Origin of the sequence: Pseudochrobactrum asaccharolyticum (assembly GCF_003314995.1) — a bacterium.
Classification (GTDB): domain Bacteria; phylum Pseudomonadota; class Alphaproteobacteria; order Rhizobiales; family Rhizobiaceae; genus Pseudochrobactrum; species Pseudochrobactrum asaccharolyticum.
In genome coordinates, this window is the sequence record NZ_QNRH01000005.1 from 43312 (window position 1) to 68536 (window position 25225).

The following is a 25225-nucleotide window of genomic DNA, read 5'->3' on the forward strand; positions in this document are numbered from 1 at the left end:
TGCGGATTATTCTGCGGCAACCGGATTGCGCAAAAGTTCCATCTCTTCCAAAGCGCGGCGATATTCGACCGGCATGACTTTGACGAATTTCGGACGATACTGTTCCCAGTTATCAAGGATCATCCGTGCCCGTTGCGACCCCGTATAATGATGATGATTGGCCAGCAACTGTGCCAGACGCTCCTCATCATGACGGGTCATATTGCCGGAAACATCCACGCGGCCTTTATGCATCAGGTCACCGCCGTGATGATGCAGCTTTTCGAGAATGTCGTCCTCTTCGGGCACCGGCTCCAGTTCGACCATCGCCATATTGCAACGCTGGGCAAAATCACCGGCCTCATCCAGCACATAGGCCACACCGCCAGACATACCGGCCGCGAAATTGCGCCCTGTTTCGCCGATCACAACCACCACACCGCCGGTCATATATTCACAGCCGTGGTCGCCCACGCCTTCAACAACTGCAACAGCACCGGAATTACGCACGGCAAAACGCTCGCCCGCCTGTCCGCGAATATAACATTCGCCTTCAATCGCGCCGTAGAGCACAGTATTGCCCGCAATAATCGCCTCATCGGCTTTGAGCCGGCTGTCTTCACTCGGACGGATAATAATCCGCCCGCCGCTTAAGCCCTTGCCGATATAATCATTGCCTTCACCATGCAGTTCGAAACTGATGCCATGTGCCAGAAATGCCGCGAAGGACTGCCCTGCAGTACCATTGAAACGCACCTGAATCGTATCTTCCGGCAGACCTTTATGGCGGTAACGGCTGACCAGCGCACCGGACAGCATCGCCCCTGCCGAGCGATCGGTATTTTTAATGCTGCGGATAAGTGTAACCTTCTCACGATTTTCCAGCGCCGGTGCGGCAGCTGCAATCAGATCACGATCCAGCACATCATCAATCGGGTGCTGCTGTAATTGCGTATGGCGCAGCTGTGCCTCATCGCCAGCAATGGCGGCATAAGGGCGATAGAAGATACGGCTGAAATCCAGACCCTGCGCCTTCCAGTGATTAATTGCTGCCTGTTTCTCCAACAGGTCAGAACGACCGATAATCTGCTCAAGCTTGGTAAAGCCAAGTTCGGCCAGCAGCACGCGCACTTCTTCTGCCAGATAGAAGAAGAAGTTGATCACATGCTCCGGTGTACCTTTGAAACGCTGGCGCAGCACAGGGTCCTGTGTCGCCACGCCAACCGGACAGGTATTCAAATGGCATTTGCGCATCATGATGCAACCAGCAGCAATCAGCGGCGCAGTGGAGAAACCGAACTCATCCGCGCCAAGCAGCGCACCGATAATCACATCGCGCCCTGTGCGCAGACCGCCATCGACCTGCAGGGCAATACGCGAGCGCAAACCATTGAGCACCAATGTCTGATGCGTTTCCGCCAGACCGGTCTCCCAAGGCGAACCGGCATGTTTGAGCGAAGTCAACGGTGATGCACCGGTACCGCCGTCATAGCCGGAAACGGTGATATGATCGGCACGTGCCTTGGCAACACCGGCAGCAACCGTACCGACACCGACTTCCGACACCAGCTTGACCGAAATATCGGCTTGCGGATTGACATTCTTCAGGTCGAAAATCAGCTGCGCCAGATCTTCAATGGAATAAATATCATGATGCGGCGGTGGTGAAATCAAGCCGACACGTGGGGTGGAATGACGTGTCTTGGCAATTGTCGCATCCACTTTATGACCCGGCAACTGGCCGCCCTCGCCGGGCTTTGCACCCTGCGCCACCTTAATCTGGATCATATCAGCATTGACCAGATATTCCGTGGTCACGCCAAAACGCCCTGAGGCCACCTGCTTGATCGCCGAGCGCTGCGGATTTGGTGAACCGTCGCGCAGCGGATAGAGACGATCCGGCTCTTCACCACCCTCACCGGTATTAGACTTGGCACCTATCCGGTTCATAGCAACGGCCAGTGTTGTATGTGCCTCGCGCGAGATCGAACCGAAGGACATGGCTCCGGTGGAAAAGCGCTTGACGATTTCAGCCGCAGGCTCAACTTCTGCCAGATCAACCGGCCTCTTGCCGCGTTCACCAGCGCGCTTTAAGTGAAACAGGCTGCGGATAGTTTTGGCTGCCGCAGAACGGCTATTGAGCATTTCGGAATATTCGGCAAAGCTCTTCGGATTATCATTGCGCACCGCATGTTGCAGCTTGGCCACCGCATCCGGCGACCACATATGCGCCTCACCGCGAATACGATACGCATATTCACCACCCGCTGGCAAAGCACCGGTACCACCGATTTCTTTCACAAAGGCCGTGTTGTGCCGTAGCACAGTTTCCTGCGCCACTTCATTTAAGCCCACACCTTCAATCATCGAAGCTGTGCCGAAGAAATACCGGTCAACAAAATCCTGTTTTAAGCCGATGGCATCAAAAATCTGCGCACCGCAATAGGACTGATAGGTGGAGATGCCCATTTTCGACATCACCTTCAGCATGCCTTTGCCGATCGACTTGATGTAACGGCTGACAATCTCACTGCTATCAACTTCCGGCGGGAAGTCACCGCGCTGATGCATGTCGGTCAGTGTATCAAAAGCGAGATACGGATTGATCGCCTCGGCACCATAACCGGCAAGGCAGCAGAAATGATGGACTTCGCGCGGCTCACCGCTCTCAACCACCAGCCCCACAGAGGTACGCAGCCCTTTGCGGATTAGATGATGATGCACGGCAGCAGTCGCCAGCAAAGCCGGAATGGCAATACGATCTGCCCCGACTTGCCGGTCTGACAGGATAATGATGTTATAGCCGCCATGCACCGCCGCTTCCGCACGGTCGCACAGACGTGCCAATGTGCCATCCATACCTGCCGCACCTTCATTCACCGGATAGGTAATATCCAGTGTCTTGGTGTCAAAACGGTCTTCCGAATGGCCAATGGAGCGGATTTTTTCCAGATCAGCATTGGTCAGGATTGGCTGGCGTACTTCCATCCGCTTGCGCCGTGAAGTGCCCACCAGATCAAACAGGTTCGGACGCGGCCCGATAAAAGACACAAGGCTCATCACCAGTTCTTCACGGATCGGATCAATCGGCGGATTGGTGACCTGCGCAAAATTCTGCTTGAAATAGGTATAAAGCAGTTTGGCCTTGTCCGAGAGCGCAGAAATCGGTGTATCCGTCCCCATCGAACCAACCGCTTCCTGCCCCGTTGTCGCCATCGGTGCCATCAGCAATTTGGTGTCTTCCTGTGTGTAACCAAAGCTGCGCTGACGCTCGATCAGGCTGACATCACGGCGTAGTGCGCGTGGTTCCACCGGTGCCAAATCTTCCAGCACCAGCTGTGTGTTTTTCAGCCATTGGCGATATGGATGCGCGCTGGCGATCTGGGATTTCAGCTCGTCATCACTGACAATGCGTCCCTCTTCCAGATCAATCAGCAGCATACGCCCCGGCTGCAACCGCCATTTTTTGACAATGCGGCTTTCATCTACCGGCAGCACGCCAGCTTCCGAAGCCAGAATGATCCGGTCATCATCGGTCACCAGATAACGTGCCGGACGCAAACCGTTACGATCCAGTGTCGCGCCAATCTGACGGCCGTCGGTGAAAGCAACGGCGGCAGGACCATCCCAAGGCTCCATTAGAGCTGCATGATATTCGTAAAATGCCTTACGCTCATCTGCCATCAGCTTGTTATTACCCCAGGCTTCAGGGATCAGCATCATCATAGCATGGCTCAGACGATAACCGCCCTGCACCAGAAATTCGAGCGCATTGTCAAAACAAGCCGTGTCCGACTGGCCTTCATAGGAGATCGGCCAGAGCTTGGAAATGTCATTACCGAACAGCTCGCTATCAACCGAAGCCTGACGCGCAGCCATCCAGTTTACATTGCCACGCAACGTGTTGATCTCGCCATTATGCGCCACCATGCGATAAGGATGCGCCAATTTCCATGACGGGAAAGTATTGGTTGAAAAGCGCTGATGCACCAGTGCAATCGCACTCTCAAAGCGCGGATCGGCCAAGTCTTTGTAATAGGCACCAACCTGAAAGCTAAGAAACATGCCCTTATACACAACGGTGCGGGCAGACATGGAGACAATATAGAAACCGTTGTCACGACCTTCGGTTTCCTGAAAAATCCTGTTGGAGATCACCTTTCGCAGCACGAACAACCGGCGCTCGAAATCATCATCACTGGCAATATTCGGGTTGCGGCCAATAAAGACCTGACGATGCACCGGCTCGGTTGCGGCGATATCCGGCGCTTTGGACAGTGAACTATTATCCACCGGCACGGTGCGGAAACCGAGCAATGTCTGACCTTCTGCGGCAATCACTTCCGTAATCACCCGCTCCAGATGCGCACGCAATTTTACATCCTGCGGCATGAAAATCTGGCCGACAGCATAATGTCCGGCATCCGGCAGATGAATACCGGTTTTTGCCATTTCCTCTCGAAAAAAACGATCAGGAATTTGCACCAGAATACCGGCACCATCGCCCATCAGAGGATCGGCGCCCACGGCACCGCGGTGCGTCAGGTTTTCGAGCATCTGCAAACCGTCCAGCACAATCTGATGCGACGGTATGTTTTTCATCTGCGCAATAAAGCCGACACCGCAGGCATCATGCTCATGTCGCGGATCATAAAGCCCTTGTTTCTTGGGCTGAGTGCGAAGTGTTTTGGTGGTTTTGATCGATGTTGTGGTTTTGCCGCCTTGTTCTGTAAAATTATGAGCCTGAAATGCCCCAACAGAATGCGACTTGATCAACATCGAAACCTCCTTAGACCCGGTACAGGGCCATATGCCGGTTCAGGCGTGCGGCACCAACCCGTCCTCCGGACGGGATAAAGGCCAGAGCTGAAACGACAGAATTGTTAATGGAATGTGTGAAGTGGCCTGCCCGTAAAACACAGCAAAGGAAGCAGGCAGCATTCTGCAACAGATATGTCATGAACCAGCCTCCTTGATGCAAAGCGCACGATTGCCGTACTTGTTTAAACGGGATGCTTTTGCCGCCCAGCGGAAAAGCAGTGCATGAATGAGAGCAAAATCCGTCTAATAGCGGTTGTGACGAAGCTTGCTTAATAGGTCAGCATTGCTGCCATATCATTTTATTGCAGAATATTTTTCACTCTACAAGCACGAAATATTCAATTTTAAATCGGTTATTTGTAATTTTATTGCGCAAATAATTTCCGCTTATGAAAAAACAAGGATTTAGCTACGCCGAAGTTCCAACGGCGGAGCCAAACTGCGTCAATGTGACCACACACGGAATTGATGACATGTTTCATTCGTGTGCGACAAAAAATTCGCTATAACACCTGCAACATTCAAGCATACGGAGCCTGTTGATGTTTTTCGCTTCCGATAACTGGGCGGGTGCCCATCCTGACATTACCGCCAATATCGCTGCCAATGCCGGTGGCTTTGCTGCCTCCTATGGTGCCAGTGAAATCGACAAAAAGGTCGAACAGCGTTTCAACGAATTATTCGAGCGTGAAGTTGCGGTTTATTTTGTCGGCACAGGCACAGCCGCCAATTCTCTGGCACTGGCCAGCGTCAACCGTCCGGGCGGCGTCTCCCTCTGTCATCGTGAAGCCCATGTGATCGAAGATGAATGCGGCGCTCCTGAATATTTCACCGGCGGTGCGCGTCTGCATCCGGTTGACGGTGCTCTGGGCAAAATGGAACCGGCAAACCTGCGCAAAGAACTCAAGCGCTTCAATCCGGGTTTCATTCATGCCGGTCAGCCAATGGCTGTTACCATTACGCAAGCCACAGAAATCGGTACGCTTTACACATTGGATGAGATCGCGGCTATTTCCGCGATTTGCCGTGAACAGAATTTGCCGCTGCACCTCGATGGTGCCCGTTTCGCCAATGCTCTGGTAACACTCGGCGTAACACCGGCAGAAATGACCTGGAAACAGGGCGTGGATATTGTCTCTTTCGGTGGCACCAAAAACGGTTGCTGGTGTGCAGAAGCACTGGTGTTCATGAATCCTGATCAGGCCAAAGACCTGCCATTTATCCGCAAACGCGCGGCGCAGCTGTTCTCCAAAACCCGCTTCATTGCCGCACAGTTTGATGCTTATCTCAAGGATGACCTGTGGCTCACTCTTGCCCGTCATGCCAACGCGATGACCGGCAAACTGGCACAGACAATCAATGGTTCAGATAAGGTGAAACTGGCATGGCAGCCGCAGGCCAATGAACTATTTGCGATTTTGAAAAAATCCGACAGTGAAAAGCTGAAGGCTCAGGGCGCTGTTTTCTACGACTGGAACCCGCCGCATAGCGCTGACCCAATTGCCGAGGATGAGACCTTTGTCCGTCTCGTCACCAGCTTCGCCACCACGGAAGCTGAGATTGATCAGTTCTCCGTTCTGATCAAAGCGCTTTAAACAAAAAGGGCAGGAAATTTCCTGCCCTTTCTTCATTCAGACTATAGCAGCTTGTTAGGTGCTGCTGATCGCTTTCGCATCAACGGTTTTGGCATCAATGCTTTGCGGGGCATCACCGGATACAGCCGTGACATTAATCTTGCGCGGCTTCAATTCTTCCGGAATTTCACGCTTCAGATCAATATGCAGGAGGCCGTTTTTAAGGCTTGCACCGGCGACTTCAACATGGTCGGCCAGATGGAAGCGGCGCTCGAAAGCACGCGAGGCAATGCCGCGATACAGGAATTCTTTTTCCGTATCACTGTCATCCGCAACCTTGGTACCTTTAATGGTCAGCTGATTGCGATGGGCTTCGATTTCAATCTCATTCTGGTCAAAACCGGCCACAGCCATAGTAATACGATAGGAGCTTTCACCGGTGCGCTCGATATTATAAGGCGGATAAGCCTGCGCACTTTCCGGCTGGCCAAGGCTATCCAGCATGGTAAACAGACGGTCGAAACCAACGGTTGAACGGTAAAGCGGAGAAAAATCAAAATGACGCATAATATGCCCTCCTTCAGAGCGACGTTGCGTTAAAGTACAGACTGAAAAACTCCCGTTTTCGGCGAGCTTTTCTCGTTCATGCAGCCCCTTATCAGGCGGCTACACCAATGATCTGGTATTACAGAAAACACATTTCAAGGGGGCAATATCAGCATTTACAATTTGTTTTCTGCCCGTCATCATCCTGCTATATTTAACTAGAATTTCTGGAATACTATTTTTTCAGAACCGGCTTCATGAGTAAAAGCGCAATGACATCAATCTATTTTGAAACCGAGAATAACCCTGCACCGGCAGGCTTACAGGCAGGCTATTTCAAATCTGCTGATGGTTTTCAGCTGCGCTATGCCTTGTGCAAAACTACGGCAGAATCATCCCGCCAAGGAACTGTCATTCTGCTGCATGGCCGCAATGAAGCTTTCGAAAAATATTTTGAAACCATAGCCGATCTGAACAAACGCGGTTTCTGTGTTGCGACAATGGACTGGCGCGGTCAGGGCGGATCGTTCCGTATGCTCAAAGATGCGCAGCGTGGCTATGTCCGCAATTTCGCCGATTATCGCAGCGATTTTGAAATCTTTCTCAAAACCATCGTGATGCCGGACTGCCCGCCGCCATTCTATATTCTGGCGCATTCTACCGGCGCGTTGATTGCCTTGCAGTCGCATGAAATGCTGCAATCCCGCATCCAGCGTATGGTGCTGGCCTCTCCGTTTTTAGGTTTAGCGCGCAGCATTTTTTCTGACCGGCAATTGCGGCCGCTGGCAACCTTGCTGGCCTATGCCGGATTTGGCAGCCGCTATGCAGGCAAAGTTCCGTTACAATTGCCGCCGGAGAGCTTTGCCCGCAATCCGCTGACCCATGATCAGACACGCTATATCCGCAATGCCACGATTACGCGTGATCAGCCGCAGCTCGGTATTGCAGGCCCGACAATTCAATGGCTGGCACAGACGCTGCGTGCCATTCACAGCATCAATACAGCTAAATTTTACGAGAGTTTCTCGATCCCGACCCTGTTTCTGGTTCCGGGAGCAGATCGAGTTGTGGACGCTCGGGCAGCAATAAAGCTAGCAGAAAATCTGCGCACAGCTTCACTGATCACCATTGACGGCGCTTATCATGAATTGCTGCAGGAGAGCGACTTTTACCGCGAGCAGGTCTGGGCAGCTTTTGATGCTTTTATCCCCGGATCAGCCGCGCCGGAACAGCTGACTGAACCGGCGCTGACTGAACTATAGAACGGTCAGGAATTCAGCAGTTTCAAAGCCTTTTCATGCAATGCCGGTGTTGCAGCAGCAACAATATAGCCGCCCTTCTCAGCGGGGCCGCCATCAGCCTGTGTGATAACGCCGCCGGCCTGCTCAATCACCGGAATAAGCCCCATCACGTCATAAGGCTGCAAACCGCTTTCGATCACCAGATCAGCAAAGCCGGACGCCAGCATCGCATAGGCATAACAATCAACGCCATAACGCGACAAACGTACCTGCGCTTCCAGACGATCAAATGCCGCGCGCTGCCCGTCTTTGAATAGTGACGGCGAAGTTGTAAACACAGTCGCCTCGGCCAGATCTGTGGTCTGTCGGGTTTTCAGCTGCACCTGTCCGCCATTACCGGCATATTCAGGCCCGCTCCAGAATGCGCCGTCACCCACGGTATAGAACAATTCATTGGTAAACGGTTGAGACATCATCCCAATGCGGGCATCGCCATCAATCATCAGGCCAACCAGCGTGCCCCAGACCGGAAGTCCGGAGATAAAAGCACGGGTGCCATCGATCGGATCAATCACCCAGATATGGCTGCTGTCGAGCTTTTCGCCGCCAAATTCCTCACCCAGAATACCATGTTCAGGAAAGTGCTCATTGATCACTTTGCGGATGGCAACTTCAGCCTCACGGTCAGCTTCCGTTACCGGATCAAAACCAACCTCATACTTGTTATCAATCGCAAGTTTCTGCCGGAATCGCGGCAAGGTTTGTTCGGATGCTGCCAAAGCAACTTTTCTCAAAAACGACGAATCCACCACAGAAATTCACTCCATTTCACAGCCATAAATGTGCATTTCGACGAAATTCCGGCGATATTTCGCATCAAAATGTTTAATCCTTATTATCAGGATAAAAAATTTTAAGCAAAAATATCAAATAGTTATAATGATTGTAAGTTCAGAAAATTCAGAATTTTCATCAATTAGTCTTATTTGGCCGGATTCCGAATTGACCGCGCCCAGTCTACAAAATAAAATGGTTAACGGACAATATGTCTGTTTTCGCCCGCAAGGGCGTTTCCTCCCTAGATTTTGGACCGCACGTTTGTGCGGTCTTTTTTTATGCGGATTTTACTCTGCAGCCTGCTGATGTCGTAAAAATACATAGTCCGGCAAGGCTGTCAGATCGGCCATAAACTGTGCCAGATCACGATACAGAGTGGCAAAGGATGGCAGACGCTCCAGACTGGTTTCATTCACATAGAGCGCACGATTAATCTCAATCTGCAAAGCATGAAAATCGCGGTGCGGCCGCCCGTAATGTTCGGTGATATAACCACCGGCATAGGGCTTATTATGCGCAACGTGATAGCCCATATTTTGCAGTAATTCGATTGCCGCCCAGGACAAAGCATCAGAACAAGACCGGCCGAAACGATCACCGATAATAAAGTCCGGACGTGATGGCTGATTTGTCAGGCTGTTCGGCTCGCCCCACTCCACACCGCTTGGCATAGAGTGGCAGTCAATCAGCACAGCATAGCCGAATTGTGCCCGTGTATCGCTTAATAATTGTCCGAGCTGATGGTGATAAGGCTTGTAGATCGTCTCAATCCTGTCCATCGCTTCATTCAACGGCAAACGGGATTTGTAAATATCCTGCCCCTCGCCGACGATTTTAGCGACAGTACCAAGTCCACCAGCCACCCGCACGGAGCGGATATTGGCATAGGACGGCACCGGTTCGTTAAACATCTTCGGATCAAGCTCATAGGGCTCGCGGTTCACATCCAGATAGGCACGCGGAAAATGCGCCCGCAGCAATGGTGCGCCTAAGGGCACTGCTGAGGCGAATAATTCATCCACGTAGCAATCCTCCGACTGGCGGATATCATGCGCATCAAGGCGGGATTGTTGTAAAAACTCGGGCGGATAGTAATGCCCGCTATGGGGCGAATTGAAAACGAACGGAATGCGCTGTTGCGCCGGAGCGCAAACTTCAAAGGGAACCACTGTCTGAAAATCCCGTTGCAGGCTCATTATCCGTCTTTTATCCGCTTTCTGTTGTGCAGCGCTTTAGCCCTGCTGCTGTATCGGACAAGCCTAACTGATAATCAGGAAAAGCAAAGCCGGAATTGTCATATTTCTTCATAAAATCATAGTGAACAGTGGTTCCGTTATCACGACATAATAATTTTCAATGCAAGTCCGTGACATTTCTATGAAGCGCCCTATATCGGAAAGTTAAAGCGCTCTGCTCCGCAAAGCCTGCACATCTGAGACCTGCTCAGTCTGTCTTGCCCACACAATAAGGCGGAACAGATAATTATGAATGATTCATCCGATATTTACCAAAGCAGCGTCTTATAGGATCAGATTGAATCGCTTTTATTGCCATCTTATCACCGCAATATCGTGCAGGGGATAAAACATATCGTATATAAGAGCGTACAGATATTCGGACGGACCAATGAAAAGAATTCTGCTTGCTGAAGATGATAATGATATGCGCCGTTTTCTGGTGAAAGCACTGGAAAAAGCCGGCTATCATGTCACCCACTTTGACAACGGGGCCAGCGCCTATGAACGCCTGCGTGAAGAGCCGTTCTCTTTGCTGCTGACAGATATTGTTATGCCTGAAATGGACGGCATTGAACTGGCGCGCCGCGCGACCGAAATTGACCCTGATCTGAAGGTTATGTTCATCACCGGTTTTGCTGCTGTTGCACTCAATCCTGATTCACATGCGCCGCGTGAAGCCAAGGTTCTGTCCAAGCCATTTCACCTGCGTGATCTGGTCAATGAGATCGAAAAAATGCTGCTGGCTGCCTGATCACAGGTCAAACAGCTCAACCTGTTAAAAAACAACAGGTAAAACAAAGATTTTTCTCTTTATTCTTCAAAAGGGCATTGACGCGCGCGAACCAATATGGTGTATGCGCGTCATCGGATGGGCGTATAGCTCAGCGGGAGAGCACTACATTGACATTGTAGGGGTCACAGGTTCAATCCCTGTTACGCCCACCATCCAGATCCAGCCTTAAAATTTTAAAATATATCATTACCAAGTTCGTTGGTGATGTGCCGGATTTATACTGCTTCAAAATAATGATTTGCAGATACCGGCTAGAGCATAATTCCTTAAACTTGAATCAGTTTAAGGAAAAATTATGCTCTAATTTTAATGTGTTAGAGCGACCTTTGTGTGCCAAGTATGGCACACGGCGCTCTAGTAAAATAGCCTACTTATACTCTTTGCAATATTGCGGCGCTGCGGCTCCGCTCTGCTCACAACCGTTTTTAATTTCATCCATCATCAGACGGCAGCTATTTTCAGCATTGCATGGCGGATGGCTGCTGCCGGACATTTCCAGACAGCGGTCAACGAGCACTTTCGCCTTTGCTGCACCAACCGCTTGTGCGCATGTTCCCTTATCCAGATTTCCGCTCAATTTCTGTACAGCAGGCTTTTGTGCTGCGGCCGGTTGAGCAGGCTTTACAGCCTTATCTGCATCAGCCTGTTTATGCGGCACACAGGACAAATCCCCCTCTTCGCAATTCAACTGTACCCGCAGGTCAAGAATGCGCTGGCTGGTAAGTTCTGTAACGCAAGCCGCGATCAAAGACGGAGCAACAGAACCATCCTGATAAGGTGCTGTTCTGAATGCACATTCTTTGTCACGATAAACAATCCAAGCGCGCTGAGCGTCACGCAAATTGGTTTTATCCTTGGCACCGAGCTGCTTCATCAGAGTTTGATAATTCTTGTTCAAAAGCGCATCCGCACTTTTCATATCATCCCCCAGACAGGCGGTCATTTCAGACTGGGTTCGCGAAGTGCTACAATCTGCACCGCTTGCAGCCGCCTGCGCGACATTTCTGTCAACTGCGCCAAAAAATGCGGTGATGGCGAGACCAGCGATAAGAAAACCACGCTGTAAACAGACCTGAAACATCTTAATTCCCCCGATCAAAACTACCGGACACAATGAAAATGTAAAATTACTCCGCCATAATCCGTCTCGTCGGAGCCTGTTTTACAGTCCGGCACAGATATATTATTATACTGATCTGCATACTTCACAAGAGTATCAGTAAAACAGACGCAAAACGCAGTTAATGATCAGAACAATGGAATAAATAGCAGATGAATGCTGACACACTGATCCCGCAGACACATGAAATCTTCGTTCATATCCGCATCATTATCGGCATGATTTTAGGATTAAGTGTCGCGCGTCTGGTCAGCGGATCAACACGCTTTATCCAGCATCCGGGCAAAGATAAAATCTATCCGGTACATTTCGGCTGGGTCATCTGTATATTTTTATTTATTCTTCATTTCTGGTGGTTTGAATTTGCACTATCACAGATCAAGGTCTGGACATTCACACTCTATTTTCTGCTGATCTCTTATTCCATTATCTTTGTAATGCTGGCAGCAATGCTGTTTCCGGATCAGCTGACTGAGTATCAGGGGTTCAAAGATTATTTTCAGAGGCGGAAAAAGGGATTTTATATTCTTCTGCTCGCGCTGTTTACGATTGATAGTCTGGATACCCTGATCAAAGGCAAACAATATTACGACCATTACGGTATCTTATATCCGATACGCCAAACTCTCCTGATCGCCGGTGCCATAGGCGGGCTCATTTTCCGTTCCGAACGCTATGACACAATCTATGTCTTTGCGGCACTGGCATCACAAGTCGTGTGGATCATGGTGCTCTTTAATTTGCCGAGCTAAGCGAGGCCTTAAATTTGAGCGCCGGTCAGCCGGCTGCGCAAGACACCAAGCGCTTGTGCTTTTCGGATAATCGCGGCGCGGTAACGATATTCGATCTCAATCTTGGTATTAATTGCCCCATAAATCGCCGCATCCGAGTTCAAAAGATCTGTCAATGAGCGCTTGCCAAGCTGATACTGTTCAAAAAACAGATCGCGCGAGTCAATTGCCCGTTTGATTTGCTGCTCGATAACTTTTTTCTGCGATGCCGCACCCGAGGCATCTTCCACCGAGGCATCAAACAATGTTGAATTTGTCAGGCGGATCGAATCCACCCGATAACGTGCAGCACGCTCATTATCATTGGCCGCGGTTACACGAGCCCGTGTCGCACCGCCCTGATAAATATTGCCTTTAATTGAAAGCATAACATTCGAGCTGGTATCGCCTTTTGAAGGATCATAAGAATAAGAGCCGCCGACACTCACACTTGGATAATACGAGGCTTTCTCAGCATTCAGCTGATATTTTGTCGCTTCCACCTCCTGCAAGGCCGCAATAATACTCGGATGTCTGTCGAGCATGCTGCGCTTCAGCGAGCGGTCGATACTCTCCAGCAGCGGGTCGACCACTTTCAATCCCTGATAACTACCGCCGACTAAACTGATCAGAGTGGATCGTGCAGCCTGCTCAGTGGCAGTGGCGCCAATCAGATCCGATTCCGCCCCATCCACACGCACATTCGCCAGCACCAGATCAGCCTGATCGGATACACCACTGTCTGAACGCAGCTTGATAATATCTCTCATGCGCTGCAGCGAGGCCAGACTGTCCTCTGCGGATTCTTTCAGCATCTGCGCTCGCTGGGCGGCAACAAAGGCCATTGCCACTTCTGCCGCAACGCGCTCACTGGTAACATCAATTTCCGCTCTCGCCCGCACTTCACTGCTTTTGGCCGCTTTGATAATATTTTTTGAGCGTCCGAAATCATAGACAAGCTGTTCCGCATTCAAACCAACAGAGTTTGAAATCGTGCCGCTGGCTTTATCATTTTTAAAACTGCTGCCGACACCACCGCCAAAAGAGATTTGTGGATACTGAACAGACTGGGCGACCAGCACATTTGCCTTCTCGCGCCCTTCCATCGACTGCGCCGTCACAATATCCGGATGACGCCCGATTGCTTTCTGGATAGCCGCACCAACTGACAAGGCTTTCTGCGGCTGGATAACACGGCGCGGCATCAGCGGCAGCAATGTCGCCTTATCTGAAGGCACCTTGTCCTCGGCGCTTGCTAACTCAGCAGCCTTTTCCTCAGCGTTCTTTTCAGCGGGCTTTGCGCTCTCCGGCTTTTTCTCCGCAAGCTTATTATCTGAAGGTTTCTTCTCTGCAGATTTTACGTCCTCTTCCGGCAACATAGCCAGAGTTGTACTGCGGGAAGGCATTTGAAAGCTGCTGGTCTCAGCGGCGGTTGCTATTGCCGTCTTTTGGAATGACTGCCACGGCTTGGCCACAACCTGACGGACGGCAGGTGCAGACGGCGTATAATCTTCACTGAGCATGCCTCGCAGCACCCAGTCCTGATAGGCAGCCATATCTGTCGCGCGGCTCTCGTTCAGGAGAGCACCCGATATAAGCGTAAACGCCAGTACACCAAGGGCTGAGACAGGGATTTGCACAAGTCATTCCAATCAAATGTCATTGTCTAGAACTCCGACATTTGATTGTTATGGTTAATGTTTCGATAATATACGCCTGTGCGAATACAATGATGATAACCAAAAGTACGTTTATAAAAATGACTGGCAAAATATAATAAAAACTACTGATAAAATAAAACGGCCTGAAAAAATTTCAGGCCGTTCAAGTGCTTAATTATCTTTCGCGAAGCGCTTCGCCCATCTTGTTCAATGGCTTGATCAAGTATTCCAGAACTGTTTTTGTACCTGTTCTGAACTCGACTGATGCGACCATTCCCGGAATGATCGGATGCTCTATCCCGTCTGGTGTTTTCAGGGAAGAATTATCCGTTTTCACGTATACACGATAATAAATAATACGCTTATCAACCTCGTCCACCAGCGTATCCGGTGATATGCGCTCCACCTTGCCCCACAGACCACCATAGATCGAATAATCATAGGCAGTGAGCTTGACGGCCGCCACCATGCCCGGACGGATAAAGGCAATATCACGCGGGTTTACACGCGCTTCAACGACCAGCTGTTCTTCAATCGGCACGATTTCCATAATCGTACCACCGGGTGCAATAACGCCGCCCACAGTGGTCACATCGATGTCTTTAACAATACCCCGCACAGGTGCAGTGATAATCGTACGGGCAAGCTGATCCATACGCCCGACATTGAGCTTCACCTGCGAGTCCAGTTCTGCCATGGTCTTGGAGTAGCTTTCACGCGCAGTTACCTGAAACTGATTTTCCAGTTCTTTCATCTTACGGTCAAGTTCAACCACCTGCTGGCGAAGGCGGATAACTTCCACCTCACTCGCCGCACCCTTAGCCACCAACGGTTCCGTGAGTTTCAGTTCACGGGATGTCAGCGCAAAAGATTCCTTCAGGCTCGACAGATTGGCATTGAGTGTATCGCGCTGACTGTCAAACAAGCGTTGCTCGCGATCCATCAGGTCTTTTTCAGCTTTAACGCTTTCAGGAAAAACAAGATCTGTACCATTCATCTGAGAGCGCAACCGAGCGGCGGCAGCTTCCAGCGAGAGAATTTTAGAATCCAGCTCACCATAAGAAGCACGAAAACGCGTATCATCAAGCACGGCCAGCTTCTGTCCGCCCTCAACAATATCGCCTTCCTGCACCAGAAGTTCTGACAGGATACCTCCTTCAAGAGACTGGATCATTTGCGCGCGGGAAGACGGAATGATCTTGCCGTTACCGGCAGCAATTTCTTCCAGCGGTGCAAAATATGCCCAGAGCAGCAATGCACCGACTGCGATAAAGCTCATCCAGACCACGATAGATGGACGGCGGCTTTCCGGCAGCAAGCTGGGCTGGTGATAAAGTTCGGAGCCTTCAACTGTTTGCGACATTTAAGTTTACTCCGCTGACTTCAATTTCACGATTTGCGCTGTTTTCTGCGGCATGTCTGCCACAGCCGCACCTTGCAAACGTGCCAGCACAACGTCTTTCCTGTCATCAATGATAACGCGGCCGCGCTCCATCACGATAATTCTGTCCACCAGTTCAAGAATAGCCGGACGATGGGTGGCGATCACCACAGTACGCTCTTCCATCCATGGCTTGATCTCTTTGATAAACTGCTTTTCTGATGCCTCATCCATTGCGGATGTTGGTTCATCAAGCAGCACAATCGACGGGTCGCGCAGCAAGGTTCTGGCCAGCATAATCGCCTGTTTCTGACCACCGGACAGCCCCGAGCCGCCTTCCATAACGGTTGTTTCCAGCCCTTTGGACAGCGTGCGGACAATCTGACCGGCACCACTGATGGACAGTGCCTCGTCAAATTGCGCGCGCGATGCCAGAGGCGAACCGATCTGGATATTTTCCTGAATGGAACCGTGGAACAGACGGCTTTCCTGTGTCAGCAAACTCACTTTATTTCGCACATCATTGGTATCGATATGCTGGATATTAGCCTTATCCAGCACGATAGCGCCTTTTTGCGCGGGTAATGCAGCACCAAGCAGTTTCAGCAAAGTAGTTTTACCGGCCCCGTTGCGGCCGACAAGCGCCACTTTTTCACCGGCTTTAATACGGATACTGCCAATACGCAGATTGGCCGGTGCCTCCGGATCATAACCGAATTCAACTCCGGTCAACTCATATTCACCGGTAATATGTGCACGGCGCATACGCTCAGCACCTGTCGGGTGATCAATCGGTTTTTCCAGAAGATCATCCAGACCTTTTTTGGCGGTTTTTGCCGACTGCCAACGTGTGAAAATCTGAGCCAGCTGTGCGAATGGCGACAAGGCACGGCCAGTCAGCATACTACAACCGATCACGCCACCGGTGGTCATATCACCGGCCAGAACCATATAAACACCGGCAACAATGACCATAACATAGGCCAGCTGCTGAACCGACTGGATCCAGTAGACATACATCGAGATATATTGTTTTTGCTTGGTTGCCGTTACCGATGAAGCCTGCGAATAACGATCCCACAAACGGTGGAAACGGCGTTCCGCCTGTAAGGCTTTGATATCTTCAATACCCTCGATCGATTCCACAAGGATCGCATGGCGCAACGCGCTTTCCTGCGCTGTCGCGTTCGATAATTTGGACAGAGGAATTTGCAGCAACAAACCCGGAATGATGATCAGCGGCAAAGCAAGTGCCACCATAAGGATCAGCGGACCGCCGATCATCCAGATCACAAACAGGAAAACAATAGCGAATGGCATATCAATCGCTGCCGTCAGTGTGCTGGAGCCGAGAGACTCGCGGATTGTTTCCGTTTCACGCAACTGCGCGATGAAAGAACCAGTCGATTTCGGTCGCGCATCATTGCGGATATCCAGTGCACGCGCAAAGAACATACTCGAAATCGTTAAATCGACTTTTTTGCCGATCATATCGGCGAGCTTCATGCGCGATATTTTGAGCGAGTATTCCAGCAAAACCGCCATAATAACGCCGGATGCCAGCACCCACAGTGTCGGTACGGATTGCGCGGGAACCACGCGATCCCAGACCTGCATACCGAATAAAGCGCCGCCAAGCGCCAGCAGGTTTGCAATGAACGAGGCAATGGCAATTTCGAAATGCCGGCGCTTGTCAGCCAGCAACATCGACCAGAACCACGAACCTTTATAATTGGACAAATGCCGCGCAAGGCGCGCATCTTTGACCGCCTTTTTCGCGGAAACCAGCAGGAAAGTACCGGTTAAATACTTATCCGCATCCTCGCGGGCAATTTTCCATTCAATCGCCTCGGCCTGATCAACATTCACGCAGGTAATTTCTTCTTCGCCGACAGCTGCAATAATCGTTGCGCCACCTTCTTGCAGACCGGCAACAATCGGAAATGCGAAGACCGGCAAGGCATAAAGATTGGTCTTGCTGAAAACCGCAGTCAGCCCGAGCCGCTTGGCCGCCTGAACCACATTGTCTTCAAAAGTTTTAGCCGCGGACCAAACGAAGGCGCGGCTTATCATATCGTTCGACACGGGCATTCCGTGATGGTTAGCAATCACACCAAGTGCTGCCGCCCAAGCGGACGGGTTCTTTTCCTGAGCCATACACATCATCTTTCGGAACTAAGCATGCAGCCAGATTGGATCCGGTCTGGCCAACATGCGGAAAAACACAAAGGCCGGAACGGGCGCAATACGTGCACTGTACTGCGATACGTTCCGGATACGCTTACACAACACAATGAGGCGCCCCTGTGCGGGGGCGCCTCAAAAGATTAAATGTAGGTCGAAGTCTGCTGCAGCAAACGCTCCAGATCGAGATCACCCGTATTCACTGGTGCCGGTTCTGGTACGGCTACAGGCTGGGTTTCTGTGACCGGTTCGGTGGTTCCGGCAGCAGGTGCCTGTTCTTCCGGCAAGGCCGAGAGATCAATGCTTTCCTGCGGTGCAGGTTCTGTGAGCGCATCCTGAATAAGCTGCGTCACATCTGCCTCTTCTGCCGGTTGTTCAGCCTGTCCGGAAGTATCCGAACTTGCCTGTGCCAGATCAATCAGACCTGCCAGTACGGACTGATCATCATAGGCCTCGGCATCATAGCCACCCTCACCGTAGTTCTGGCCATCCTGCACATCGAGTTCTGCAAGCAGAGCAGATGTATCAAGCGACATCGGAGTGGCATGAGCCTGCGGCTCATTCCAGTCGTCAGCCTGCGGATCGCTATGAGCCGATCTGGCCGAGAAGCTGTGCATATCGCCACTATCCGGCATATCTGCACTGAAGCCCTGCGGTTCACCACCAGCCGGACGGATGATGGTGATCTTCCATGCATCAGAAGCCACACTCACGTTACCGGCAGCATCAGCAACCGTTACAGTAATTGTATGCGCTTCAACTGTCATGGCAGCGGTTGGCTTGAAGCTCCAGGTACCATCTGCCTCAACAATGGTTGTGCCCAGCAGCTTGCCATTGGCCATAATGGAGACTGTACCGCCGGCTTCGCCTTTACCCTTGAAGGTCGGGCGGGAGTCATCAGTTGTACCATTATTGCTGACCGGACCGGTTTCAAGACCAACGGCATCGATGATCTGGTCAATCTGCGGCTTGGCAGGTGCAGTCAGATCCACTTTCACCGTAAAGCTGGCTGCTGTGGTGCTGAGATTACCTGCCGCATCCATGGCTTTGAAGGTAACCACATGCGTGCCTTCTGTCAGTGCCTTGTCGGCTGCCGGTGTAAAGTTCCAGTTGCCGGAGGCATCTGCTTTCGCCGTTCCGATTTCAACACCGCCAACATAGACCCTCACTGTGCTGTTGGCTTCAGCCGTACCGTAGAAGGTCGGTCTTGTATCATTGGTAGAACTACCATCAACAAGATCGTCCAGCTTCGGCGCAACATCATCCACCACACGGGTGATCTTCGGTGTATCCGGTGCCGTTGTATCAACGGTGATATTAAAGGCCGCAGACTTCGGACCGATATTACCAGCCTTATCAACCGCTTCAGCCGTGAAGGTGTGTTTACCTTCCGCCAGATCTGTCGGGATCTGGAACGTCCACTTACCGGTCGTCGCATCTGCAACAGCAGTTCCGATGATTGTCTTGCCATCGGTTCCGTAGATCCGCACGGTGCTGCCATATTCCGCAGTCCCCTGCAGCAGAGGCTTAGTATCATCGGTAACGCCATCGCTCTTCACGCTACCCGTAACCGAACCAACATCATCGAGAGCATCGTTGATAGCAGGCGCAGCCGGAGGCTGCGTATCGACAGTAATAACATATCCAGGCTTAGTAAGATCCAGTGTTCCTAGGTTACCAACTTTATCCACGCCAAGTGTGCGGAACGTATGTGTACCGTCACTCAATGCATTAGTTGTATATACCCAGTTACCGCTGGCATCGGCCTTAGCCTCACCAATTTGCGATGAACCATTGTAGATACGCACAGTTGCAAAAGGCTCTGTGGTACCCTTCAGCTGCACTGTTTTATCATTAGTAATACCGCCGTTCTCAACCTTGCCTGCATACAGCCCTTCGTCGGCAACGACCTCTACAATCACAGGGATGTCAGGAGGCGTTAAATCAACCGTAACAGTAAATGGCTGCGAGACGGTACTCACCACCCCATCCAATGTATAAGTCGCGGTAAATACATGTGGGCCTTCCGTAAGACCGGTCACATTATAATTCCAACGACCACTATAGCTACTAGGATAGGCTGTACCAACCAAATTACCATCGACATAAAGCTGTACGGTTGCACCTGATACTCCGGCACCATATTTCGCATGGCCCGTTAGCGTGAAGCCTGTAGCATCTGTAGCGTAATTATTATAACCGAACTCACGTACTGTACCCACGAGATCAAGCATAAAATCAATAACCGGAGGCGGTGCCTTTTCAGTCGAATTTATAATATAGAAATCACGCTGCAATACATCAGAATGGTACTGATTACCCAAAGCGCTAGTATAGTTATACTCATAGAATTTGTTGCGATAATACATAATATTACCAGCTTCATCCAGAAGGCCGAATTGGTATGTATTCCACCCATTGTCATCTGCAAATGGAACTTTCAGAGTATATCTACCGGTCGCTGGGTCAACATCAGCGGTTGCAACAATTTGGCCATTGTACATAGCAACTGCTTTAACACCAAACTGGTCAACAGGTATACTACGAGTAATCTCAAAGTATCCCTTCGATATGTCCTGGTATGTATCCATGTAGAACTCAGTATTGCTCCCGGTACCGCCGTTTGGTGCAACTGTATCAACAGAGATTGACCATGAGTTAGAAGTCGCACTTTGGTTGCCAGCCTGATCCTCAGCCTTAGCAGTCAGCAAAACGGTTCCTTGCCCCAATTTGTTGGTTGTCAAGCTCCACTTATTATCGGCACCAACAATAACCGTACCTACCGCATTACCATTGGCGTAGACAGTTATCTTCGTACCTGCGACACCGGTTCCCGAAACAGTTGGCGTGTCATCATTAGTGAGCTTTCCTTGTCCGATTGCACCTGTATACAGGTCAACATCATCCCAAACTTGCAGGATTGTTGGTGCCGGTGGCGCCAGCAGATCAACAATGATCTTCCATGGTTCAGACAGCGGACTTTCCTGTCCGGCACGATCAATCTGCTTAACCGTATAGACATGGTCGCCTTCGGAAATATTCTGGCTCGGCGTCCAGTTCCAGCTGGTCGTATTACCCAATGTATAACGGGCAACTTCCACGCCATTGTCATAGATGATGACCGTTGAATACGCCTCCGCCGTCACATAGATCGTCGGTGTCGCATCATTTGTGTAACCGTCTTTTGGAACATCGCCCTGAATTGGATTCACATTGTCGTAAATCCGTGTGATTTCAGGGGCAACCGGCGGCACCGTATCCACATTCATAGTGAATGTAGACGTGCTACCACTGGTGTTACCGGCCGCATCTGTCGCCTTGAAGTTAAAGTTGTTTACCCCGTCTTTCAGATCAGTTGTTGGCTTCCAGGTCCATTTACCGTCAGGACCAACCAGAACTGTACCCACTTCAACATTGTTATGAATGATCGTCAAAGTCGAACCAGCCTCAGCCGTACCCTGGAAGGTTGGCTTCGTCTCGTTTGTCCAGCCATTACTGCTGATATTACCAACCACCGGCTGCGTACTATCATAGACAGAAGTAACGACAGGCGTTGATGGTGCAGAAGAATCCACAGTAATGACATACGGAGCCTTCGAATAGGTCTCGTTTCCGGCAGCATCCACCGACTTAACAACAAACTTGTGTTCACCATTACTGAGATACGATGTTTTATACGTCCAGACACCACTGGCTGGAACAACCAATGTGCCTAAAGTTGTGGTACCGTTTGGCCCGCCATAGAAGGTCAATGTTGTACCAGCCTCAGCCTTACCAGACAGTGTCGGATACGTATCATTGGTCAGACCGTTACTTGGGATATTGCCGACAATACCACCGGCAACCGCATCAATAACCTGCTCAATAACCGGTGCCACAGGAGGCACTGTATCAATGACCAGCTTAAAGCCTGTACCCATCGCCGGACCGGTATTACCGGCCAGATCCGTTGCACGCGCTTTAAAGTTATAGACACCATCCGGCAATTCTTTCCCAAGTGCCGGTGTAAACGACCAGCCACCCGAGCCATTTGCCGTTGTCGTACCGATTACACCATAAACATCATCAAAAATCTCAACGATGCTATAGGCTTCAGCCGTACCACGCAGGGTCGGTGTGGTATCCTTTGTGAAGGTACCGCTGCTCATGGTTCGGCCAAGTTCACTGTCATAAGCATCATCAATACGCGGCGACGAAGGCGCTATAGTATCAATGATGATTTCCAGCGTATTGGACGATCCTGTGGTGTTACCGGCAGGGTCTGTCGCCGTAGATGTAAACTTATGCGTACCATCACCCAACACGCGGGTTACCTGATAGCTCCAGTTACCATCTGCATCGACAGTCGTTGTGCCCAGATAGTTACCATTGTCATAGACAGCAATCGTGGTGCCTTTTTCACCCTTACCAACAATGAGTGGCAGATTATCATTGGTGGTCTGGCGGTTGCCGATATTACCGGTATGTCCCGGAACATCGTCAACCACATGGGTAATTTGCGGCACATCCGGTGCTCTCGTATCGACTACAATTGTGTAGCCTGCCGATGCAGGGCCTGTATTACCGGCAGCATCGGTTGCTGTTGCAGTAATCACATAGCTGCCATCCGGCAGACCTTCCGGCAGTTTCATAGACCATGCACCGCTGGAGTTGGCCTTAACGGTACCAACCAGCAAGCTACCCGCATAGATATTGATCGTGGCATTCGCCTCGCTCGTACCTTCCACACGCGGTGCCGGATCGTTGGTCAGACCACCTTCTGTGATCGTACCGGTATGATCCGGAACATTGTCCACGATGCGGGTAATCTTCGGCGCATCCGGTGCAATTGCATCCACCGTCAGCTTGAAGATACCCGAGTTGTTAATGCTGGTATTACCCGCAGGATCAGTCGCAGTCGCATAGAAATTATGCGTCTTGCTGTCGAGCGGTTCTGTCAGCTGGATTTGCCAGTTACCACTACCATCAGCGGTGGCCTGTCCAACCAGAATACCACCATCACGGTAAAGCTTGATCACATGATACGCATCCGTTGTTCCGCGGAACGACGGTAAGGTATCATCGGTCAGAGAACCGTTCGGCATCGCCGGATTGATAATACTACCCACATCGTCAGCCGCACTAACAATAACCGGTGAAGCTGGTGGCGTGATGTCGATTGTCACGATACGCGGGAACGATTGCGAACCTTCAAAACCAAGTTCATTCACTGCCGCTGCGGTCAGGCTGTGATAGCCTTCACTCAGCTTGACATTGGCGGTTTTGAAGTTGAACGACCACTTACCGTCAGCATCAGCCGTTGTGGAACCAAGCAACGCACCATTGTCATAAATACGAATGACAAGGTTTGGCTGCGCAGTACCGGTGAGCAGAGGATCCTGATCGTTTGTCACGCCGTTATTGGCCACCTGAATCAGTTCCGAGCCGTTATTATTAGCCAGGTTCTCAATTTTCGGCACTTCCGGCGGGATAGTCGAAATCACCACAGACCAGCTGTTAGAGGTCGCAGACACATTGCCTGCCTCATCCACAGAGGCGACCGTAAATGTATGCGAACCATCTGCCAGCAATGGCGCTGTATAAGCCCATGTTCCGTCTGCACGAACCGTGGTTTCTCCCAGCAACACTGTACCGTCATAGACACGGATTGTTGTACCGGCATCACCCTTACCGGCCAAAGTCGGTGTCGGATCGTTTGTCGGTGTACCGTTCGGAACATTGCCGATGCCCGGTGCCACATCGTCAAAGACCGCTGTGATTTCCGGTTTCGCCGGTGGTGTCAGATCAACAGTTACAACCCATGCAATGGATTCACCGCTCTCGTTACCAGCCTGATCGGTTGCCGTAACAGTAAAGCTATGTGCACCTTCCTTCAGATCAGTGGTTGGTGTGAACACCCATGTACCGTTCGGATTGGCAATAGTCTGACCAATCAGCGTGCCATTGTCGTAGATTTTGACAATGGAACCGCTTTCCGCACCCGAGCCGGAGAGACGTGGCTTGGTGTCATCAGTCGTTTTGCCATTTGCAACCGTGCCCTGAACCGCACCGACATCATCCAACACGTTGGTGATGGAAGGTGATGCTGGCGCCAGTGTATCCACCGTGATCTTGTACTCGTCAGACTTGGCAGACACGTTGCCTGCCGCATCCACACTCACAACCGTGAATGTATGAGGACCATTGCTCAGCGGATTGACCGGTGTGTAGCTCCATGCACCCGAAGCATCGGCATTGATTTCACCAATCAGCGTTGTACCGTCATAGATGCGGACAAGACCGTTTGGCTCAGCACCTGTACCTTTCAGAGTTGGTGTGGTGTCATTGGTAAAGCCGTCTTTTGCAATATTTCCGACGATCGGTTCCTGATCATCCGTAATTTGCGCAATAACCGGCTTGTTCGGTGCAACTGTATCCACTGTGACTTTAAAGCCATCAGAAGCGGCACTCACATTACCTGCGGCATCCGTTGTTTTTGCCGTAAATGTATAAGTACCGTCAGCAATTGCATCAGTTGCCTTCCAGCTCCACTGACCACCTGCATCCGCACGTACAGTCGCCACCAGAGTACCACCCTGATAGATGCTGACCATCGCATTCGGCTCAGCACCGGCACCCGACAGTTTCGGACGATTATCATTGATAATCGCACCGTCACCGAATTCACCGATCACCGGACCAACACCGTCATAACCAACCGTAAAGCGCGGGGCATCCGGTGCGGTTGTGTCGATTACGATATTATACGGGAACGAAGGCTGGCCTTCCACACCTGCACCATCAACCATTTTGGCTGTGAGTGCATGGTTTCCTTCCGTCAGATCGGTCGTTGGTGTGAATGTCCAGTTACCGTCGGCATCAGCTGTCGCCTTCCCGATGAACGAACCGTTATCGTATATGTTGATTGTCGCATTCGCGTCAGCAGTACCTTTGATTTCAGGACGCACGTCGTCAGTTGGCTTGCCATTGCCCACAACACCCGTGACAGTCCCGACATCATCACTGACTTCGGTGATGGACGGTGTGCCAGGCACAGCGGTCGAGACCACAATGGTGAATGGCTCAGACAGCGCACTTTCC

13 protein-coding genes and 1 tRNA gene are annotated in these 25225 nt (G+C 51.0%); 5 read left to right on the forward strand and 9 right to left on the reverse strand.

The features are described 5' to 3' along the window. Window positions 1-6: 6 nt before the first annotated feature. A complete protein-coding gene (gene gltB / locus DFR47_RS14115; protein WP_483470857.1) occupies window positions 7-4755 on the reverse strand; it encodes a glutamate synthase large subunit in 4749 nt (1582 codons plus the stop codon). A gap of 587 nt (window positions 4756-5342) precedes the next feature. On the opposite strand from gltB, the gene DFR47_RS14120 reads away from it, so the two are divergent. Beyond that, window positions 5343-6395 carry a threonine aldolase family protein gene (locus tag DFR47_RS14120; RefSeq protein ID WP_113945066.1) on the forward strand — a complete coding sequence of 351 codons (1053 nt, stop codon included), beginning with the start codon at window positions 5343-5345 and terminating at the stop codon, window positions 6393-6395. Between the two features lie 54 nt (window positions 6396-6449). Here DFR47_RS14120 and DFR47_RS14125 read toward each other — a convergent pair whose 3' ends face one another. Continuing rightward, window positions 6450-6941 carry an Hsp20 family protein gene (locus DFR47_RS14125; protein WP_113945067.1) on the reverse strand — a complete coding sequence of 164 codons (492 nt, stop codon included), beginning with the start codon at window positions 6939-6941 and terminating at the stop codon, window positions 6450-6452. 251 nt (window positions 6942-7192) lie between these two features. Here DFR47_RS14125 and DFR47_RS14130 point away from each other — a divergent pair, with 251 nt between their 5' ends. After that, window positions 7193-8182, forward strand: a complete 990-nt coding sequence (locus DFR47_RS14130; protein ID WP_113945211.1) for an alpha/beta fold hydrolase — start codon at window positions 7193-7195, stop codon at window positions 8180-8182. A gap of 5 nt (window positions 8183-8187) precedes the next feature. Here DFR47_RS14130 and hisN read toward each other — a convergent pair whose 3' ends face one another. Continuing rightward, on the reverse strand, window positions 8188-8979 hold the full coding sequence (hisN, locus tag DFR47_RS14135; RefSeq protein ID WP_210207319.1) for a histidinol-phosphatase: 792 nt from the start codon (window positions 8977-8979) through the stop codon (window positions 8188-8190). 306 nt (window positions 8980-9285) lie between these two features. Then, on the reverse strand, window positions 9286-10194 hold the full coding sequence (locus tag DFR47_RS14140) for an N-formylglutamate amidohydrolase (protein ID WP_113945069.1): 909 nt from the start codon (window positions 10192-10194) through the stop codon (window positions 9286-9288). 430 nt (window positions 10195-10624) lie between these two features. Between DFR47_RS14140 and cpdR the strand changes: the two genes are divergently transcribed. Beyond that, window positions 10625-10987, forward strand: coding sequence for a cell cycle two-component system response regulator CpdR (gene cpdR / locus DFR47_RS14145; RefSeq protein WP_113945070.1), 363 nt, complete (start codon window positions 10625-10627; stop codon window positions 10985-10987). A 119-nt stretch (window positions 10988-11106) separates the two neighbouring features. Beyond that, window positions 11107-11181: transfer RNA gene (locus DFR47_RS14150), tRNA-Val, on the forward strand. A 215-nt stretch (window positions 11182-11396) separates the two neighbouring features. Here the strand turns inward: DFR47_RS14150 and DFR47_RS14155 are convergent. Continuing rightward, window positions 11397-12110: a lysozyme inhibitor LprI family protein gene (locus DFR47_RS14155; RefSeq protein WP_113945071.1), complete on the reverse strand. Its 714-nt coding sequence runs from the start codon at window positions 12108-12110 to the stop codon at window positions 11397-11399. Between the two features lie 191 nt (window positions 12111-12301). On the opposite strand from DFR47_RS14155, the gene DFR47_RS14160 reads away from it, so the two are divergent. Then, on the forward strand, window positions 12302-12901 hold the full coding sequence (locus tag DFR47_RS14160; protein ID WP_113945072.1) for a hypothetical protein: 600 nt from the start codon (window positions 12302-12304) through the stop codon (window positions 12899-12901). 8 nt (window positions 12902-12909) lie between these two features. Here the strand turns inward: DFR47_RS14160 and DFR47_RS14165 are convergent, their stop codons facing one another. The 4 genes from DFR47_RS14165 to DFR47_RS21790 all read right to left on the reverse strand — a co-directional run bounded on the left by DFR47_RS14165 (window position 12910) and on the right by DFR47_RS21790 (window position 25194). After that, a complete protein-coding gene (locus DFR47_RS14165; protein ID WP_147245573.1) occupies window positions 12910-14559 on the reverse strand; it encodes a TolC family protein in 1650 nt (549 codons plus the stop codon). A gap of 196 nt (window positions 14560-14755) precedes the next feature. After that, entirely contained in the window at window positions 14756-15943 is a 1188-nt protein-coding gene (locus DFR47_RS14170) for a beta-barrel domain-containing protein (protein WP_113945074.1), read from the reverse strand. A 6-nt stretch (window positions 15944-15949) separates the two neighbouring features. Then, the gene (locus tag DFR47_RS14175) at window positions 15950-18118 is read right to left on the reverse strand and encodes a type I secretion system permease/ATPase (RefSeq protein ID WP_170137506.1); all 2169 of its coding nucleotides are present in this window, start codon (window positions 18116-18118) and stop codon (window positions 15950-15952) included. A gap of 170 nt (window positions 18119-18288) precedes the next feature. Beyond that, entirely contained in the window at window positions 18289-25194 is a 6906-nt protein-coding gene (locus tag DFR47_RS21790) for an Ig-like domain-containing protein (RefSeq protein WP_210207315.1), read from the reverse strand. Window positions 25195-25225: the final 31 nt, after the last annotated feature.

What these genes read in the sequence shown, in the direction of transcription:
- DFR47_RS14120 (WP_113945066.1), top strand. Translation starts at nt 5,343, where the DNA reads ATGTTTTTCGCTTCCGATAACTGGGCGGGTGCCCATCCTGACATTACC.
- DFR47_RS14125 (WP_113945067.1), bottom strand. Translation starts at nt 6,941, where the DNA reads ATGCGTCATTTTGATTTTTCTCCGCTTTACCGTTCAACCGTTGGTTTC.
- DFR47_RS14130 (WP_113945211.1), top strand. Translation starts at nt 7,193, where the DNA reads ATGACATCAATCTATTTTGAAACCGAGAATAACCCTGCACCGGCAGGC.
- DFR47_RS14140 (WP_113945069.1), bottom strand. Translation starts at nt 10,194, where the DNA reads ATGAGCCTGCAACGGGATTTTCAGACAGTGGTTCCCTTTGAAGTTTGC.
- cpdR (WP_113945070.1), top strand. Translation starts at nt 10,625, where the DNA reads ATGAAAAGAATTCTGCTTGCTGAAGATGATAATGATATGCGCCGTTTT.
- DFR47_RS14155 (WP_113945071.1), bottom strand. Translation starts at nt 12,110, where the DNA reads ATGTTTCAGGTCTGTTTACAGCGTGGTTTTCTTATCGCTGGTCTCGCC.
- DFR47_RS14160 (WP_113945072.1), top strand. Translation starts at nt 12,302, where the DNA reads ATGAATGCTGACACACTGATCCCGCAGACACATGAAATCTTCGTTCAT.
- DFR47_RS14170 (WP_113945074.1), bottom strand. Translation starts at nt 15,943, where the DNA reads ATGTCGCAAACAGTTGAAGGCTCCGAACTTTATCACCAGCCCAGCTTG.
- DFR47_RS14175 (WP_170137506.1), bottom strand. Translation starts at nt 18,118, where the DNA reads ATGGCTCAGGAAAAGAACCCGTCCGCTTGGGCGGCAGCACTTGGTGTG.